This is a genomic window from Trichocoleus sp. FACHB-262, from assembly GCF_014696035.1.
Lineage (GTDB): Bacteria > Cyanobacteriota > Cyanobacteriia > FACHB-46 > FACHB-46 > Trichocoleus.
This window is the reverse complement of sequence record NZ_JACJPK010000032.1, coordinates 21,270-36,974: the sequence shown is the minus strand read 5'-3', so window position 1 is coordinate 36,974 and position 15,705 is coordinate 21,270. Positions and strand designations below refer to the sequence as shown.

The window sequence follows — 15,705 nt, the reverse complement described above, 5'->3', positions numbered from 1 at the left end:
CTCTGGTTACCTCAGAAGCGAAGGAGTTGAGCTGGTCCACCATCGTGTTGACGGTGTTTTTCAGCTCTAGAATTTCGCCTTTTACGTCTACCGTAATTTTCTTGGACAAGTCACCGTTGGCGATCGCAGTCGCAACTTCGGCAATGTTTCTCACTTGTCCGGTGAGGTTACCTGCCATCAAGTTGACGTTGTCGGTCAAATCTTTCCAGGTGCCCGCCACGCCTTTGACTTCGGCTTGCACACCCAACTTGCCCTCGGTGCCCACCTCACGCGCTACGCGGGTCACCTCAGAGGCAAAGGAGCTGAGCTGCTCCACCATCGTGTTGACGACTTGAGCCGTTTGTAAAAACTCACCTTTGAGCTGGCGACCTTCAATTTCGGTCGGGATGGTTTGCGACAAGTCACCATGCGCTACGGCTCGGATGACCCGCGACGTTTCTACAGTAGGTTGCACCAAGTCACTGATTAAGCTGTTGATCGACTCTAAGCAAGAGCCCCAAGAACCACCTGCACTGCCAAGCGACGCTCGCTGAGTAATTTTGCCTTCTTTGCCGACAACTTTGCCAATTCGCTCTAGCTCCTTGGTCATCCGCTCATTCAGCTCGATGACATCGTTAATCGCATCAGCAACCTTGCCTGCCATCCCGGTGTACTCATCAGCCATGCGAACTGAAAAGTTACCTTTCTTAACGGCACTGAGTATCTTTAGTAACTGTCTGAGGTCCAAGTTCTCGGTATCTTTGGTAACTTGTTCAGCGGGCATAGCCTGATCCTTTTAGAGCAATGAGGATACGAATAATTAGGGAGTTGCCGCCACCAGCCAAGATCTGTGCCGAACCAGACCTCCTGTAGTAGCAGTCAAGAACGAGAGAGCAGAGTTAACGAGTGCAACGACCAACAGAGATAGTTGTGATCAATTATCCGGTGCAAAGGCTGGCCACTGGCTTCTACCGAAAGATAGATGCTAAATCCAAAAATCAGCCCTTAGGTCAGCTGAGACGGGGAAGGTAAAACAACTTTACGGGTTTAACTCAATGACTGTTTCGGTGCAGCTAAATCATTGAACGCTCTGCTTGCTACAGACAGAGTTTGCAATCAAATATACTAAAACGTTATTTTCAGGCGCTGTACGCTACTGCACTTGAGGACGATATTCTGAGATTTCATGGCAGGCATCCCTGTTTATTTCTGAGGACAACAAGCAGCTTTAGAAACTTCTGGTTGATTGCCCCTGCTTGCCTAAGAGCCAGTCAGCATCAGAGGATAGCAACGTTAGTAAGACTCCTCAGTAACGTCTATCCTGTAGATTCCTGGATTAAATTCACTCCCGACCCCATCAAACTTTAGATCAAAATTAGCCGATATGGAGTCAGTAGCACCGGAAGCGATCGCTCAACCGAGTTGTCTCCTCCTATAGCAATCAAGGAATCAAGCAATCAAGCAATCAGCGGATAGTTTGGATTACTGTGGTGGTAAGGAGCACGGAAGCGATCGCTCTAAAAGCCTCAAAGGTTTAGTGCTCACTGCTTTAACAGCCCTAAGGTTTAAGATTTCACTTTATTTATGAAGCCGCAATTTCAAGATCAAGTTGCTTGGACCCAAGCTGAGCTGCTAATGCAGCCTGCTTTTATTCGTTTACTAGACAATATCCGCAAGCAGTTGGATCAATCGGACTGGAAAGGGACTTATCAAGATGTACAAACTTGGCCAGAAGGTACACCAGAGGCAATTCAAGCTCAAGTAAAGCAACTGCAAGCAGAGCTAGCTACCGCTTCACCAGAACAAGCTGCTGAAATTGAACAAGCCTTGGCGCATCTACCCACGCCTTTTCCTGGGTACCTCTTGTGCTTAGAAAAACAAGGTCAGCAAGTCCAAATTGATCTCTGGGAGCTGTGCTACCAAGTTTGTTTTCGTAACTATCAGGTATTTCAAGATAGCTCTGACCCGCAAGCGGTTGAGATTGATACCAGCTTGATTGATGATGAGATGGGAGAGGTCGATTGGAACCGCTTGGACGACAAAGCTCGGCAGCTGATCGAGCAAGTTTTTACAAACCTTCCTTCACGCTAATTTCTAGAGGCACCGTTGAAACTCCATGACTCAAGACCTGCATCAACTTCAAGCGTCTGCTGGCGCTACGTTTGAAGAGATTGGTTCAGCCACTATCCCCGTGAGTTTTGGCAATGATAGCGCCGCTCTTGAGGCTGCTCGGACAGGAGTGGCGCTGTGCGATCGCTCCCATTGGGGCCGCATGCAAATCTCAGATGCCGATCGACAAAACTTCCTGCACAACCAGAGCACCAACGACATCAAGCGCTTGCAACCAGGGCAGGGCTGCGACACTGTCTTTGTCACCTCAACAGCTCGCACCCTCGATCTGGCCAGTGTTTACGTCACCGAAGACACGATTCTTTTACTGGTTTCTCCCAACCGCTGCCAAACTTTGATGGAATTTTGCGATCGCTACATCTTTTTTGCCGATCGCGTCAAGCTCACCAATCTGACGAACACCACTGCAACCTTTAGTCTGCTTGGCCCTCAGAGCGATGCCTTACTCGATAACCTGGGGGCAAGCTCGCTGATCGGCCAACCCAATGGCAATCATGCTTTGTTTCCTCTAGGAGACAGTGAAGTTCGAGTCGCAGTTGGGAGTGGCTTAGCAATCCCTGGTTATACCTTGTTCGTAGCGGCTGAGGCGGCTGCGAGCTTGTGGCAGCAGTTGGTGGAAGGCGGGGCGGTGCCTTTGGGCGATCGCGTCTGGGAACAACTGCGAATTCAGCAAGGCCGTCCAGCGCCAGAACACGAGCTCACAGAAGACTACAACCCATTAGAAGCAGGTTTGTGGCAAACCCTCTCCTTCAATAAAGGTTGTTACATCGGCCAAGAAACAATCGCACGTCTAGATACCTATAAAGGAGTCAAACAACAACTTTGGGGCATTCGTCTCAGTGAGCCTGTCGCGGCGGGAAGCATCATTACTTTGGGAGACGACAAAGTCGGTGTTCTCACCAGTTCTACGACCATTGCTCAGGAAGCATTTGGCCTTGGCTACATTAGAACTAAAGCGGGAGGCGTGGGTTTACAGGTTCAAGTGGGTGCGGCTCAAGGGGAGGTAGTCCCTGTTCCCTTTTTGACTTATAACCGACAATAGAAAAACTCATTGTGGCCTTCACCTCAAGCTCGGCCATTATTCATCACATCCCTGGAGGAAAGCACACAGCAAAAGTATGAAGCGGCAGTTCCGGGAGTTAGGATGGCGACTGCTTCCAGGGGGAATCACGGCCTTAGTGATTGCTGGCTTGACTGCTTTAGAAGTTTGGCGGCCCTTGGAGCAAATTGCTTACAACACGCTGTTTCAACTGCGGGGCGCGATCGCTTGGGACCGAAGCGTGGTGATTGTCGGAATTGATGACCAAAGTTTACGAGAACTAGGACCCTTTCCCTGGTCTCGCCAGCAATATATTCAACTGCTCAGTGTTCTCACCGAAGCTGAGCCAAGTGTGATTGCCTTAAATGTAGTCTTGACGGATCAAGGCCCCCAAGATACCCGACTTGCGGCAGCGGTGCAGCAACAAGGGCGCGTAGTTCTGGCCCAAGCTTGGGACGGCATCGGGGGGCCTCTACTCCCCAGTCCTCCCCTCGGCAAAGTTGCTTTCGCCGTTGGCCAAGTTTATAAGAAACAAGATTCTGACGGTCTCACCCGAAAAATTGATTTGCAGTTGCAGGGGGTGCCTGCTTTAGGCTTAGCCGCCGTTCAGGGGTATAGCTTAGTGCAAGCTCCCGTAGAGCTGCCCAACCTACAAACCCCTTTTTGGGTCAACTGGCCAGGGCCTGTGCGTCAGCTCCAGCACTATTCGTTTGTAGATGTAATCCACCAACAAGTTTCCCCTCAAGCGTTCAAGGACAAAATTGTAGTCGTTGGAGTAACTGCGGCTGGGCTCGACTCGCTGCCTACTCCCTTCGATCGCAATCCTCCTGCTAGTGGCACGCATCTCCATGCGGCGGTGATCAGCACTCTGCTCCAGCACAACTCTCTGCGGCGACCCCCTCAGCCCTGGTTATTGGGGCTGTTTCTGTTGGGTGGACCAGGCTTAAGCTATGTGCTAGGTCGATGGTCTACTGAACGCCAAATCACCCTAGGACTAGGTTTATGCGGCATTTGGGGCATTGCCAGCCTACTGTTGCTGCACGCTGGCTACTTAATGCCTGTGGTTCTGCCCATTATTCTATTTAGCGCCACGACTGGCACCGTCTTGCTTGAGGAACGATTGCGCGAAAATGCCCTACTTCAGCATGAAGTGAAGCAGCTTTGGCAAGCGCACCACCAAGACCTCGTTGCTCGTAGCCACAGTATCCTGCGCTCTGAGCAAACCCACTGGCAGACAGGCCAACAGCCCGCCTCAATGCAGCCCGTAGCTCAGTTAGCTTTACTAGCTGAGCAATTCGGTCGGTCTCAATCGGCGCAAGCTGCGATCGCCCGGAGTCTTTCAATTGGCTTATTAGCTGCTGACTTAGATGGCTTGGTGTGGTTTTGCAATCCGATGGCTGCTAAATGGTTGGAGATTAAGGTGGGCGATCGCCTCCATGCCCAACTGATTCCTCGCTGGTTGAGTCAAGGACAATGGGAGTCAGATTTACAGATGTTAAGGCAACAGCAGCCAGTCACTCCCCATGAATTGCACCAAGATGGCACCTGGTTTGAACTAAAGCTAGAACCTTTGCTTTATGGGAGTGTTGAGCCAGAAATTGCGAAACAATCTCCCCACCTGGATGGATTATTGCTGGTCTTGGAAGACATTACTGCCAGGAAGCAAATCGAAGAAAATTTGAGCCATCAAATGCAAGAGCTACAGCGCATGAATTTACTTAAGGATGATTTCTTAAGTACCGTTTCTCATGAACTACGTAGCCCAATGGCTAATATGAAAATGGCTATTTATATGCTCAAGATTGCTAAAACTCAAGAACAAGAAGATCATTATTTCAGAATTCTGCAAGCCGAGTGCGATCGCGAAATCAACTTAATTAATGATTTATTAGACCTGCAACGATTAGAAGCCGCCGCCAAGCCTTTTAATCCAGAGACGATTGATTTGAATGATTGGCTACCCCGACTTGTTGAGCCATTTAAAGAGCGAGCTAGCAATCGCCAGCAAAGTGTTCAAGTTCAAATTCTTTCGGAATTACCTTTGTTAGTTTCAGACCAACCCAGCTTGGAACGAGTCTTAGCAGAACTCCTTAACAATGCTTGCAAATACACCCCACCCGGTGGTGAAATTAAGGCGATCGCCCGATTTGAGCCTCCCTATATAGAATTGAGTGTGAGTAATTCTGGATCAGAAATTCCTGACATTGAGCTAACTCGCATCTTTGAAAAGTTTTACCGGATTCCTCGCAACGATCGCTGGAAGCAAGGTGGCACTGGTTTAGGCTTAGCTCTAGTCAAGAAGTTGGTAGAGCATTTAGGCGGAGTGATTCAAGTTACTAGCGACTCCGGGATTACCACATTTACAGTTCTGCTGCCTACACAATTTTTACAGCCCTAAACCATCTATTGATTTTCATTCTTGATGCTACTGCGACAAAAAGTTTCTTTCTACTTAGAAGATATTGAAACACCTGTTGGAATCGCAATTAATTTAGCGATCGCCAGTTTAGTTTTATTGTCCTCAGGGATCTTTGTTGCAGAAACCTATCCAATTTCCGATCTGGTTCGGACAAAGCTAAATACAATTGACTCGGTTATTTTAGTTGTTTTTGCGGTCGAGTATGTTCTTAGGTTTTGGTGCTCTGAGCAAAAAGTTAAATACTTTTTCAGCCTCTACTCAGCCATAGATTTAATTGCTATTCTGCCGTTTTTTCTCGGCGTTACTGATATCAGCTTTATTCGATTACTGCGCTGGTTCCGAATTCTACGGTTGATTCGTTTTGTGGAAGGCACCGCTTTGTTTGGTCGGGTAAGTAGTGAAGATGGAGCTATTTTCACCCGCATTCTATTCACTTTATTTGCCATTATCTTTATCTATTCAGGCTTGATTTATCAAGTTGAGCACCCAATTAATGCAGCGGGATTTAAAACATTTCTAGATGCTTTTTATTTCTCTGTTGTCACCATGACCACTGTTGGTTTTGGCGATGTTACCCCTGTCTCAGAAACGGGTCGATTGCTCACCGTACTGATGATTTTGACAGGCATTGCTCTAATTCCCTGGCAAATTGGGGACTTAATTCGACGATTGGTCAAAACTTCCACACAAGTAGAAACGCAATGCTCTGGCTGTGGTTTGGCTTTGCATGACCCTGATGCCCAATTCTGCAAAATTTGTGGAACTAGTCTGAGAAAACCATCAACAAAGACATAAAAATGACCCCCTATTTCTAGGGAGCCAATAAGTTCAATTTAAGTTAGCCAAACTGATGCCAACTTAACCCAACAGTGCTTTTGCTCTGGTCACTACGTTGTCCACAGTGTAGCCAAACTTCTCTAGCGCTACGTTACCGGGAGCCGACACACCAAAGCGCTCAACGCTGATCATGTCGCCCTCGCTGCCGATGTAGCGGCACCAGCCAAAGCTGGAGGCTGCTTCTACAGCTAGGCGCTTGGTAACTGCCTTGGGTAACACTGACTCGCGATATGCGGCATCTTGCTCATCAAACAATTCCCAGCAAGGCATGGAGACGACGCGGACGTTCTTGCCTTCTGCCCGGAGTTGCTCAGCGGCCTTGACACAAAGTTGCACTTCACTACCCGTAGCCAGCAAGATCAGGTCAGGGGTACCTTCGCCGCCAGACAGGATGTATGCACCCTTCGACACACCTTCAATGGAGGAGCCATTTAACTGAGGTAGGGCTTGGCGCGACAGAGCCATCAGGGTAGGACGCTTACGCTCTTCTACCGCCACCTTGTAAGCCCCAGAGGTTTCGTTACCATCTGCGGGACGCATAACCAACAGGTTAGGAATCGCCCGTAGAGATGCGATCGTTTCAATCGGCTGGTGAGTAGGACCGTCTTCACCCAAGGCGATCGAGTCGTGGGTCATGACGTAAATCACGCCCGCTTGAGACAGCGCCGATAGACGAATCGCGGCCCGCATGTAGTCTGCGAAAACCAAGAAGGTGGCGCAGTAAGGAATCAAACCAGAGTTGTGCAGAGCAATCCCGTTACAGATCGCACCCATGCCATGCTCACGGACCCCGAAGCGGAGGTTGCGATTTTCGTAAGCGCCTTTCTGAAAGTCACCCGACACCTTGATGTAGGTGAGGTTGGAGTGGGTGAGGTCAGCGGAACCACCAATCAACTCAGGCAGAGCAGGAGCGATCGCATTCAAAGTCTTCTCAGAAGTTTGGCGAGTCGCGATCGCTTTGTCTTCGGGAGTGTAAACAGGTAGAGACTTCTCCCAACCTTCGGGGAGCTTGTTGCTAATAAAGCGCTCAAATTCTGCCGCTTCGCTAGCGTACTTGCTTCTGTACTGCGCCAGAACTTGATTCCACTCGTCTTCGAGTTGAGCACCGCGCTCTACAGCTTTGCGCCAGTGGTTCAGAGCATCTTGAGGTACTTCAAAGGGTTCGTAGTTCCAACCCAAGTTCTCGCGGGTCAACTTGATTTCATCGCCACCTAGTGCCGCACCGTGAACGCCAGCGGTGTTAGCTTTGTTAGGAGAGCCGTAGCCAATGGTGGTGGTGACTTTGATGAAGGAAGGCTTATCGGTAACTTTCTTCGCTTCTTCAATGGCCTTGGCGATGCCATCAAGGTCGGTGTTGCCATCAGCTACATGCAGCACATGCCAACCGTAAGCCTCAAAGCGCTTCGAGACATCTTCAGTAAAGGAAACGTCCGTAGAACCGTCGATCGAGATATGGTTGTCGTCGTAGAGGGCAATCAACTTACCGAGGCCGAGGTGTCCTGCCAAGGAGCAAGCTTCGCCGGAAATTCCTTCCATGTTGCAACCATCACCCAAGATGACATAGGTGTAGTGGTCAACCAGGGTGGCATCAGGCTTGTTGAACTTACCTGCTAGGTGTGCTTCTGCCATCGCCAAGCCCACACCATTACAAATCCCCTGACCCAAAGGACCCGTGGTCACTTCGACACCAGGAGTCATGAAGTTTTCGGGGTGGCCTGGAGTCTTGGAGTCCAACTGACGGAATTGCTTAATGTCATCCAGCGTCACGCTGTCGTACCCAGCCAAATGGAGTAGGGCGTATTGCAGCATGGAACCGTGACCTGCCGACAACACAAAGCGATCGCGGTTGAACCAGTAAGGATTTTTGGGGTTGAACCGCATAAAGCGATCCCAGAGCACGTATGCCATCGGAGCAGCGCCCATCGGCAATCCTGGGTGACCAGATTTTGCCTTTTCTACAGCGTCAATCGCCAGAAAGCGGATGGAATTAATACAAAGCTCGTCGAGTGATTGTTGGGTTGCGACAGCCATAATCTCTATCTAGTTGAACTACGAGTTAGCACTGGACTGGGTGAGCGATCGTGACGTTGCTCCGGGTCACCCTAAGCTTATATACCTACTGAATTACCAATTATGGTAGCTGATAATGGCATTGGATAGGTAATAACTACTAACGCAGAAACCCAGGTGTTTATAGACCTGAGTTACCCCGCGATCCCAAAGACTGGGTTAAATTTTACAAGCTCAGCCAACGTACTTTCTAAATGCTACCGTAACGTTGTGACCACCAAACCCAAATGAGTTGGATAAAGCTACATCAACTTTATGGGATCGGCTGTGATTTGGTACATAGTCCAGGTCACATGCAGGGTCAGGATTTTCCAAATTAATGGTTGGCGGCAGTTGGTCGTGAGCCACAGCCAGAGCGGTTGCCACGCCTTCAATCCCACCGGAGCCACCCAGTAAGTGTCCCGTCATCGACTTAGTGGAGCTGACCGCCACTTTGTAGGCATGTTCGCCCAAAGCAGTCTTAATCGCTGCCGTTTCATTGGGGTCGTTCATGGGAGTGCTAGTGCCATGAGCATTGACATAGCTCACTTGATCCGGCGTAATCCCAGCATCCTTCATCGCCAGTTGAATCGCTCTAGCTGCCCCTTCGCCACCTGGAACCGGAGAAGTCATGTGGTAGGCATCGCAGGTCATACCATAACCAATCATTTCGGCGTAGATACGAGCGCCACGGCTGAGGGCATGCTCCAGTTCTTCGAGCAACAGAATTCCTGCCCCTTCACCCATGACAAAGCCGTTGCGATCGCGATCAAACGGGCGGCTCGCATGAGCAGGGTCATCATTGCGAGTGGACAGCGTCCGAGCTGAGGCAAAACCTGCTACTGAGAGGGGAGTAATTGCTGCCTCCGCCCCACCGCAGATCATCGCCTGGGCATAGCCACCTTGAATCAACCGGAAAGCATCCCCGATCCCATTAGAACCAGAAGCACAAGCAGTCACAGGGCAGGAGTTAGGGCCTTTGGCACCAATGTGAATCGCGGTTAAGCCCGCCGCCATATTGGCGATCATCATCGGCACCATGAAGGGGCTACAACGATCTGGGCCTTTGGTCAGATAAACTTCCTGTTGGTCTTCCAGAACCTTGATGCCACCGACCCCGGAACCGATGATCACACCCACCTGTTCTGCGTTCAGGTCGTTGATGACAAATTGAGCATCGGCGATCGCTTGTTTACTCGCTGCCACGGCAAACTGAGCAAACCGATCCATCCGCTTCGCATCCTTACGCTCTAAGTACTGGAAGGGATCAAATGCTTTAACTTCTCCCGCAATTCGGCAGTCGTGCCGAGATGCATCAAACAGAGTGATTGGGCCAATGCCATTGCGTCCACTCACCAACCCTTCCCAATACTCTGACAAGGTGTTGCCAATGGGTGTAACCGCGCCGAGACCCGTTACAACAACGCGCTTACGGTCAGAATTTGTCATGATGTAAAATTCAAGGGCTTTCTAGCCCGGAACGCAGAATACAGGTTTCTGAGTTGGCATCTCCCCACCCCCAAGCTTGGTACGGTGCCGAGCTGCCAATGATTTAGAGTCTAAGCTGCTGCTTTGTTGCTGATGTAATCGACTGCGTTTTGCACAGTAGCGATTTCTTCTGCTGCTTCGTCGGGAATCTCAATATCAAATTCTTCTTCTAAAGCCATGACTAACTCCACCGTGTCGAGAGAGTCAGCACCGAGGTCATTGGCAAAGCTAGCAGCTGGCTTAACTTCGCTAGCTTCAACACCCAGTTGCTCGGAAACGATTTTTTGAACTTTAGCAAAGATTTCTTCTTGATTCATGACAACCCCTAGCTTCTTATTTTAGGACTTACTCAGTGGTTTCAGCTTTTGTCAGTGCGCTCTAGAAAAACTTACTCTAGAAAGGCTGTCAAATTACAGATGAATTTGCTGGAATTTGATCCCAGGCAGACATCAGCTCTGAGCATTTCCTATCTTATCTGAAAGCGTGACGGCGATCGCGTTAGATGGGCGCTTTCCCCAAGTGACACATTCCGAGCCAAAACTCAACGAAAAGTTAACCTCTGTCCCCACAGTCCTCAGCCGAAAAAGCGATGATAGAAGGGTCAGTCGCGAGTTAGCTCCTCAATCCTAGGCAGATCTAGGCAGACCTAGCTAGACCTAAGTTGAAGTTTGCTGGAGCTGAACACCTACTCAGTCACGCTTAGCTATGCCATCTCCGTCTTTGAAGTACGCTTATTTCCCCGGCTGTGTGGCTCAAGGAGCCTGCCGAGAACTTTACCTCTCGACCGCAGCCTTAACTAGCGCTTTAGGAATTGAACTAGTCGAATTAAAAAAAGCTTCCTGCTGTGGTTCCGGTACGTTTAAGGAAGAATCTGCTCTCTTAGAAGACAGTGTTAATGCTCGCAATATTGCTCTAGCAGAAGAATTAAATCTACCGTTACTCACTCATTGCAGCACTTGCCAAGGCGTAATCGGTCATGTAGATGAACGGTTAAAAAAATCCCAACAAAACAATCCTGACTACATCGACCAAATCAACGGTTTACTGAAGCAAGAAGGCTGCTCACCTTACAAAGGCAGCACTGAGGTGAAGCATTTATTGTGGGCTTTGGTAGGAGACTACGGCCTAGAAGCACTGCAAGCCAAAGTGACCCGTAAGCTAGCAGGTCTGAAGTGCGCCGCCTTCTATGGCTGCTACCTCCTGCGTGCCCAAACTTCGATTCCCTTCGATGACCCCTTCCAGCCAGAGTCGATGGAAAACGTGTTCCGGGCGATCGGCGCGACACCGATTTATTACCGAGGCCGCACTCAATGCTGCGGTTGGCCGCTCTCTAGTTACGCCACCGATCAGGCGTTTCAGATGGCAGGCAACCATATTCAGGACGCGATCGCCTCTGGAGCCGATTGTTTGGTCACGCCCTGCCCTCTGTGCCACCTCAACCTCGACTCTCGCCAACCAGAGGTCGAACAAGTAATTGGGCAGAAATTGGGCTTGCCTGTTTTACACCTTCCTCAACTGGTTGCCTTGGCTTTAGGAGTGGCCCCAGAAAAGTTGGGCTTAAACCATCACATTGTTTCCACTCGCTCAGTTTTGGAAAAGCTTGGTTTCTAGAGCAAGAATTTCTAGCTAATTTCCTACGTTTTGTAACGAGCGTTTTACAAAAAGAGGAGATATTAACCTCTGAAAAGGTCTTTAAGAGGCTGCCAAAACCTTGCCCCATCAAGCTTTATCGCAAAATATTGCCACTATTAGGGTGTGTATTAAATTCTTTGAATTTTTGTCGCCTTTCTCAGAAGCGATCTCTGGCACTGCGGTAAACTTGGCGTTGATTCTAGAGTCTTAGTTCTAAGACTTGCTGGTCTGCTTTACCGCAGATGTTGCAAGGCATTGAACACCTAGTTTGGAGTCTTTATTCAATGTCTCATTCTGTCAAAATTTATGACACCTGCATTGGGTGTACTCAATGCGTCCGGGCCTGCCCTACTGACGTTCTAGAGATGGTTCCCTGGGACGGCTGCAAGGCTGGTCAAATTGCTTCGTCTCCTCGTACCGAGGACTGTGTGGGTTGCAAGCGGTGCGAAACTGCTTGTCCTACTGACTTCCTCAGCATTCGAGTTTATCTCTCTAATGCTGAAACAACCCGGAGTATGGGTTTGGCCTACTAGAAACTGACATTAAACGCATCATTTTTTTATCCTGCGTTTATCGATATACTTGGGTTCAAAAAACAGGGGAGGTGTTCAGCCTCCCTATTTTTTTGGTAACTTTACGTGCCTAAACGAGCTATCTATCCCGTTTGCAACCCAACTAAGGCGTAGATCACTTTTTGGTTTCAGTACTTGATGAAGCACTGTTGATCGTTAAAGACTGTTATATTCGCGTTTTATCTGTCTCAAGAGGCGATCGCGCGATCGCACTACAGCTAGAGCGCTGAAAGGCAGATGGCACCTAAACCGTAATCGCTTGGCAGGAGTTGTGGGTTAAATGTGCGGAATTGTTGGCTATATCGGTACCCAAGCAGCAAGTGACATTTTGTTGGCAGGGTTACAGAAACTGGAGTATCGCGGCTACGATTCTGCAGGGATCGCAACCGTTTTGGAAGGCGAGATCCACTGCGTCCGCGCCAAGGGCAAGCTACACAACCTTCAAGAAAAACTCGAAGGCATTGAGAACCCAGCCCAGCTTGGCATCGGCCACACCCGTTGGGCCACTCATGGCAAGCCAGAAGAGTACAATGCTCACCCGCACATGGATACAGCTCATCGCCTAGCGGTGGTGCAAAACGGCATTATTGAGAATTATCGGGAATTGCGAGAAGGATTAATTGCTAGAGGCCATACCTTCCGCTCTGAAACTGATACAGAAGTAATCCCGCATCTAATTGCTGAACTGCTTGAGAAGCTCAAAGCTGAGCCTAGTTCGATGCCTGCGTTGGCCCAGCATTCGCCTTTACTAGAGGCTGTGCGCCAAGCAGTCAACCACTTAGAAGGAGCCTTTGCGATCGCGGTAATTAGCGCTGACTTCCCAGATGAACTGATTGTGGCGCGGCAGCAAGCACCGCTATCCATCGGTTTCGGTCAAGGGGAATTCTTCTGCGCTTCCGACACCCCTGCTTTAGTGCCCCACACGCGCGCCGTCTTAACCCTGGAAAATGGCGAACTGGCACGTTTAACGCCCTTAGGGGTTGAGGTGTATAGCTTTGGGGGCGATCGCTTGCGGAAAACCCCTCGCACTCTCAACTGGAACCCTGTCATGGTAGAAAAGCAGGGCTTCAAGCACTTCATGCTTAAAGAAATCTATGAACAGCCTGGAGTCGTGCGGGCTTGCCTAGAAGCCTACCTCGATACTAGTTGGAGCCCTGAATCTGCCACTTCACCCATTAAACTCAACCTGGCACCCGAACTCTACAGCGATTTGAAACAGGTGCAAATTGTCGCTTGTGGCACCAGTTGGCACGCCAGCTTAGTAGGTAAATACTTGATCGAGCAGTTGGCTGGCATCCCAACAATGGTGCAGTATGCTTCAGAGTTTCGCTATGCTCCGTCGCCCTTGACTCCCAACACCGTCACCATTGGCGTGACTCAGTCGGGCGAAACAGCAGATACCTTAGCCGCCTTGGAGATGGAAAAGCAGCGACGGGCTGGGCAATCCCCTCGGTTTGAGGCACGCTTGCTCGGTATCACCAACCGTCCCGAAAGCTCCTTGGGCCACATGGTGCCTCAGGTAATCGATACGCATGCAGGAATCGAAATTGGCGTGGCTGCCACCAAAACCTTTGTGGCGCAGTTGATGGCATTCTACGCTCTGGCTTTAGATCTGGCATACCACCAACAAACGCTATCAGCCACTCGTTTAGAACAAATCTTGCTAGGACTGCGGCAACTTCCGGCGCAAATCGAGCTAATTCTAGAGAGTCAAGAGCGCTACATCGAAGAATTGGCCCATGACTTTGCGGAAACCCAAGACTTTATTTTCTTAGGACGGGGAATCAACTTCCCGATCGCCCTAGAGGGAGCCTTGAAACTCAAGGAAATCAGCTACATCCACGCTGAGGGCTACCCAGCTGGGGAAATGAAGCACGGGCCGATCGCACTACTTGATGCCAAAGTCCCTGTGGTCGCGATCGCCACACCAGGTTTGGTTTACGAAAAAGTGCTCTCCAATGCTCAAGAAGCGAAAGCCAGAGATGCCCGCCTCATCGGTGTGACTCCCTTAGAGGCCAGCGAATCTGCCGAAATTTTCGATGACTTGCTGCCTGTGCCAGTTGTGGAAGAGTTACTCTCGCCGATTTTGGCTGTAATTCCGCTACAGTTGCTGGCCTATCACATTGCGGCCCGTCGCGGCTTAGACGTAGACCAACCTAGAAACCTCGCCAAATCTGTGACGGTCGAGTAAGTGGTTGCTTGAGCAGAAGTTTGCCCTGCCATCTTTTAGGCTGATAATAAGGCACTCAACTGTTACTTCCTTCATGGCTTCCATCGCCCGCAAAAACTTGTTTGAGGATATTCCTCGATTCCTGGTGGCTCAGGCTGGCATTATGTTTGCAGTCAGCCTTGTCACCATTCAGACTGGGATTCTCAGAGGGTTTACTCGTTCTACCACCCTCTTAATTGACCAATCTCAGGCTGATGTTTGGGTTGCTTCCAAGGACATGGTGCAGATTGAGCTGACGCTACCCTTGGCAGTGGATCAGCTTAGGGTCGCGCAACAGGTACCAGGCGTAGGGCGAGCGGAAGCCTTGATCTTTAGGCCAGGCATTTGGCGTAACTCTCAAGACGAGATTGCGCCAGTCCGAGTCGTCGGCTTTGATCCTCAAGGACAGTTATTTTCTCCCCAAAACATCACCCAAGGCAGCCTCAGTGCCCTCAAGCAGCCTTTTTCGGTGATGGTGGATGAAACCAATGCAGATTCTCTGAATCTCAAAACCCTTAATGCTCAAGGCGCGATCGGCTCGCTTCCGGCTCGACTCGTTGGCCTCACTCGCGGCACCCAGTCCATGGTGTCTAGTAGCTTCCTATTTACCTCTTTAGAAAATGCCAATGCCTATATAAACTCCCCCATCCGTTCTAACCTGCAATGCCGATCGCAGACTGGCTCCGAGGAGGTGCAATGCACCAACACCTATGAAACAGCGCCTGCTGGCACTGGCTCGGTCAATCCTGCGCCTGCGGCCCCCCGTCGCCTGAATTTAGGCGACCCCATCACTTATATTTTGATTCGGGCTCAACCCAACCAAGATCTAGCAATTCTCAAAAAACGGTTAGAAGCGACTCTGCCCAATACCCATGCCTATACACGAGCCGAAATGATTGCCAAAACCCGTAATTATTGGCAAAAACGTACGGGCATTGGCTTTGTCCTCGGGCTAGGAGCTGCCGTTGGCATCATTGTTGGGATTGTGATTGTGGGCCAAATTCTGTACTCCTCTGTCTCGGATCACCTACGAGAGTTCGGAACTCTCAAAGCGATGGGCGCGTCAGATTGGGTAATCTACAGCGTGATTGTCGAGCAAGCCTTATGGATGGCCGTTTTGGGTTACCTGCCTAGCTTAGCCCTGTGTCTTGGAGTCGGCACATGGACATCGGCAACTCAGGGGATTCTGATTTTAATTACACCCGCAACAGCCTTTGGAGTTTTCGGCATCACGGTGGTGATGTGTGTCAGCTCTGCCTTGTTCGCGATTCAGAAGGTGACTCGAGTTGACCCCGCCATCGTGTTTAAGGCATAACCTTAAACTTCCCGAGGGGAATACGGAGAACTTAGA

General features: G+C 49.9%; 12 protein-coding genes. 8 read left to right on the top strand and 4 right to left on the bottom strand.

Going from position 1 to position 15,705, the window contains the following annotated elements; translation table 11 throughout:
- Positions 1-763: HAMP domain-containing protein (locus H6F68_RS06355; RefSeq protein WP_190557427.1), on the bottom strand; the 763-nt coding region annotated here is incomplete at its 3' end.
- Between the two features lie 800 nt (positions 764-1,563).
- On the opposite strand from H6F68_RS06355, the gene H6F68_RS06350 reads away from it, so the two are divergent.
- The 4 genes from H6F68_RS06350 (at position 1,564) to H6F68_RS06335 (ending at position 6,362) form a co-directional block, all read left to right on the top strand.
- A complete protein-coding gene (locus H6F68_RS06350) occupies positions 1,564-2,070 on the top strand; it encodes a hypothetical protein (protein ID WP_190557425.1) in 507 nt (168 codons plus the stop codon).
- 25 nt (positions 2,071-2,095) lie between these two features.
- Positions 2,096-3,151, top strand: coding sequence for a folate-binding protein YgfZ (locus tag H6F68_RS06345; protein WP_190557423.1), 1,056 nt, complete (start codon positions 2,096-2,098; stop codon positions 3,149-3,151).
- A gap of 76 nt (positions 3,152-3,227) precedes the next feature.
- Entirely contained in the window at positions 3,228-5,546 is a 2,319-nt protein-coding gene (locus tag H6F68_RS06340; protein ID WP_190557421.1) for a CHASE2 domain-containing protein, read from the top strand.
- A gap of 24 nt (positions 5,547-5,570) precedes the next feature.
- Positions 5,571-6,362, top strand: a complete 792-nt coding sequence (locus tag H6F68_RS06335; RefSeq protein WP_199299941.1) for an ion transporter — start codon at positions 5,571-5,573, stop codon at positions 6,360-6,362.
- Between the two features lie 63 nt (positions 6,363-6,425).
- Here the strand turns inward: H6F68_RS06335 and tkt are convergent, their stop codons facing one another.
- The 3 genes from tkt to acpP all read right to left on the bottom strand — a co-directional run bounded on the left by tkt (position 6,426) and on the right by acpP (position 10,258).
- A complete protein-coding gene (gene tkt / locus H6F68_RS06330; protein WP_190557417.1) occupies positions 6,426-8,435 on the bottom strand; it encodes a transketolase in 2,010 nt (669 codons plus the stop codon).
- Positions 8,436-8,648: 213 nt separating this feature from the next.
- Positions 8,649-9,902, bottom strand: a complete 1,254-nt coding sequence (gene fabF, locus H6F68_RS06325; protein ID WP_190557398.1) for a beta-ketoacyl-ACP synthase II — start codon at positions 9,900-9,902, stop codon at positions 8,649-8,651.
- A gap of 110 nt (positions 9,903-10,012) precedes the next feature.
- Positions 10,013-10,258 (bottom strand): acyl carrier protein, encoded by a 246-nt coding sequence (gene acpP / locus H6F68_RS06320; protein WP_190432479.1) that lies wholly within the window; start codon positions 10,256-10,258, stop codon positions 10,013-10,015.
- A 388-nt stretch (positions 10,259-10,646) separates the two neighbouring features.
- Here acpP and H6F68_RS06315 point away from each other — a divergent pair, with 388 nt between their 5' ends.
- The 4 genes from H6F68_RS06315 (at position 10,647) to H6F68_RS06300 (ending at position 15,669) form a co-directional block, all read left to right on the top strand.
- Positions 10,647-11,552: a CoB--CoM heterodisulfide reductase iron-sulfur subunit B family protein gene (locus H6F68_RS06315; RefSeq protein WP_190432477.1), complete on the top strand. Its 906-nt coding sequence runs from the start codon at positions 10,647-10,649 to the stop codon at positions 11,550-11,552.
- Positions 11,553-11,857: 305 nt separating this feature from the next.
- On the top strand, positions 11,858-12,106 hold the full coding sequence (gene psaC / locus H6F68_RS06310) for a photosystem I iron-sulfur center protein PsaC (protein ID WP_190432475.1): 249 nt from the start codon (positions 11,858-11,860) through the stop codon (positions 12,104-12,106).
- A 319-nt stretch (positions 12,107-12,425) separates the two neighbouring features.
- Positions 12,426-14,336, top strand: a complete 1,911-nt coding sequence (gene glmS, locus H6F68_RS06305; RefSeq protein ID WP_190557396.1) for a glutamine--fructose-6-phosphate transaminase (isomerizing) — start codon at positions 12,426-12,428, stop codon at positions 14,334-14,336.
- 73 nt (positions 14,337-14,409) lie between these two features.
- On the top strand, positions 14,410-15,669 hold the full coding sequence (locus tag H6F68_RS06300) for an FtsX-like permease family protein (RefSeq protein ID WP_190557394.1): 1,260 nt from the start codon (positions 14,410-14,412) through the stop codon (positions 15,667-15,669).
- Positions 15,670-15,705: the final 36 nt, after the last annotated feature.

What these genes read in the sequence shown, in the direction of transcription:
- acpP (WP_190432479.1), bottom strand. Translation starts at nt 10,258, where the DNA reads ATGAATCAAGAAGAAATCTTTGCTAAAGTTCAAAAAATCGTTTCCGAG.
- H6F68_RS06300 (WP_190557394.1), top strand. Translation starts at nt 14,410, where the DNA reads ATGGCTTCCATCGCCCGCAAAAACTTGTTTGAGGATATTCCTCGATTC.
- H6F68_RS06345 (WP_190557423.1), top strand. Translation starts at nt 2,096, where the DNA reads ATGACTCAAGACCTGCATCAACTTCAAGCGTCTGCTGGCGCTACGTTT.
- H6F68_RS06350 (WP_190557425.1), top strand. Translation starts at nt 1,564, where the DNA reads ATGAAGCCGCAATTTCAAGATCAAGTTGCTTGGACCCAAGCTGAGCTG.
- H6F68_RS06340 (WP_190557421.1), top strand. Translation starts at nt 3,228, where the DNA reads ATGAAGCGGCAGTTCCGGGAGTTAGGATGGCGACTGCTTCCAGGGGGA.
- psaC (WP_190432475.1), top strand. Translation starts at nt 11,858, where the DNA reads ATGTCTCATTCTGTCAAAATTTATGACACCTGCATTGGGTGTACTCAA.
- H6F68_RS06335 (WP_199299941.1), top strand. Translation starts at nt 5,571, where the DNA reads ATGCTACTGCGACAAAAAGTTTCTTTCTACTTAGAAGATATTGAAACA.
- glmS (WP_190557396.1), top strand. Translation starts at nt 12,426, where the DNA reads ATGTGCGGAATTGTTGGCTATATCGGTACCCAAGCAGCAAGTGACATT.
- H6F68_RS06315 (WP_190432477.1), top strand. Translation starts at nt 10,647, where the DNA reads ATGCCATCTCCGTCTTTGAAGTACGCTTATTTCCCCGGCTGTGTGGCT.
- tkt (WP_190557417.1), bottom strand. Translation starts at nt 8,435, where the DNA reads ATGGCTGTCGCAACCCAACAATCACTCGACGAGCTTTGTATTAATTCC.
- fabF (WP_190557398.1), bottom strand. Translation starts at nt 9,902, where the DNA reads ATGACAAATTCTGACCGTAAGCGCGTTGTTGTAACGGGTCTCGGCGCG.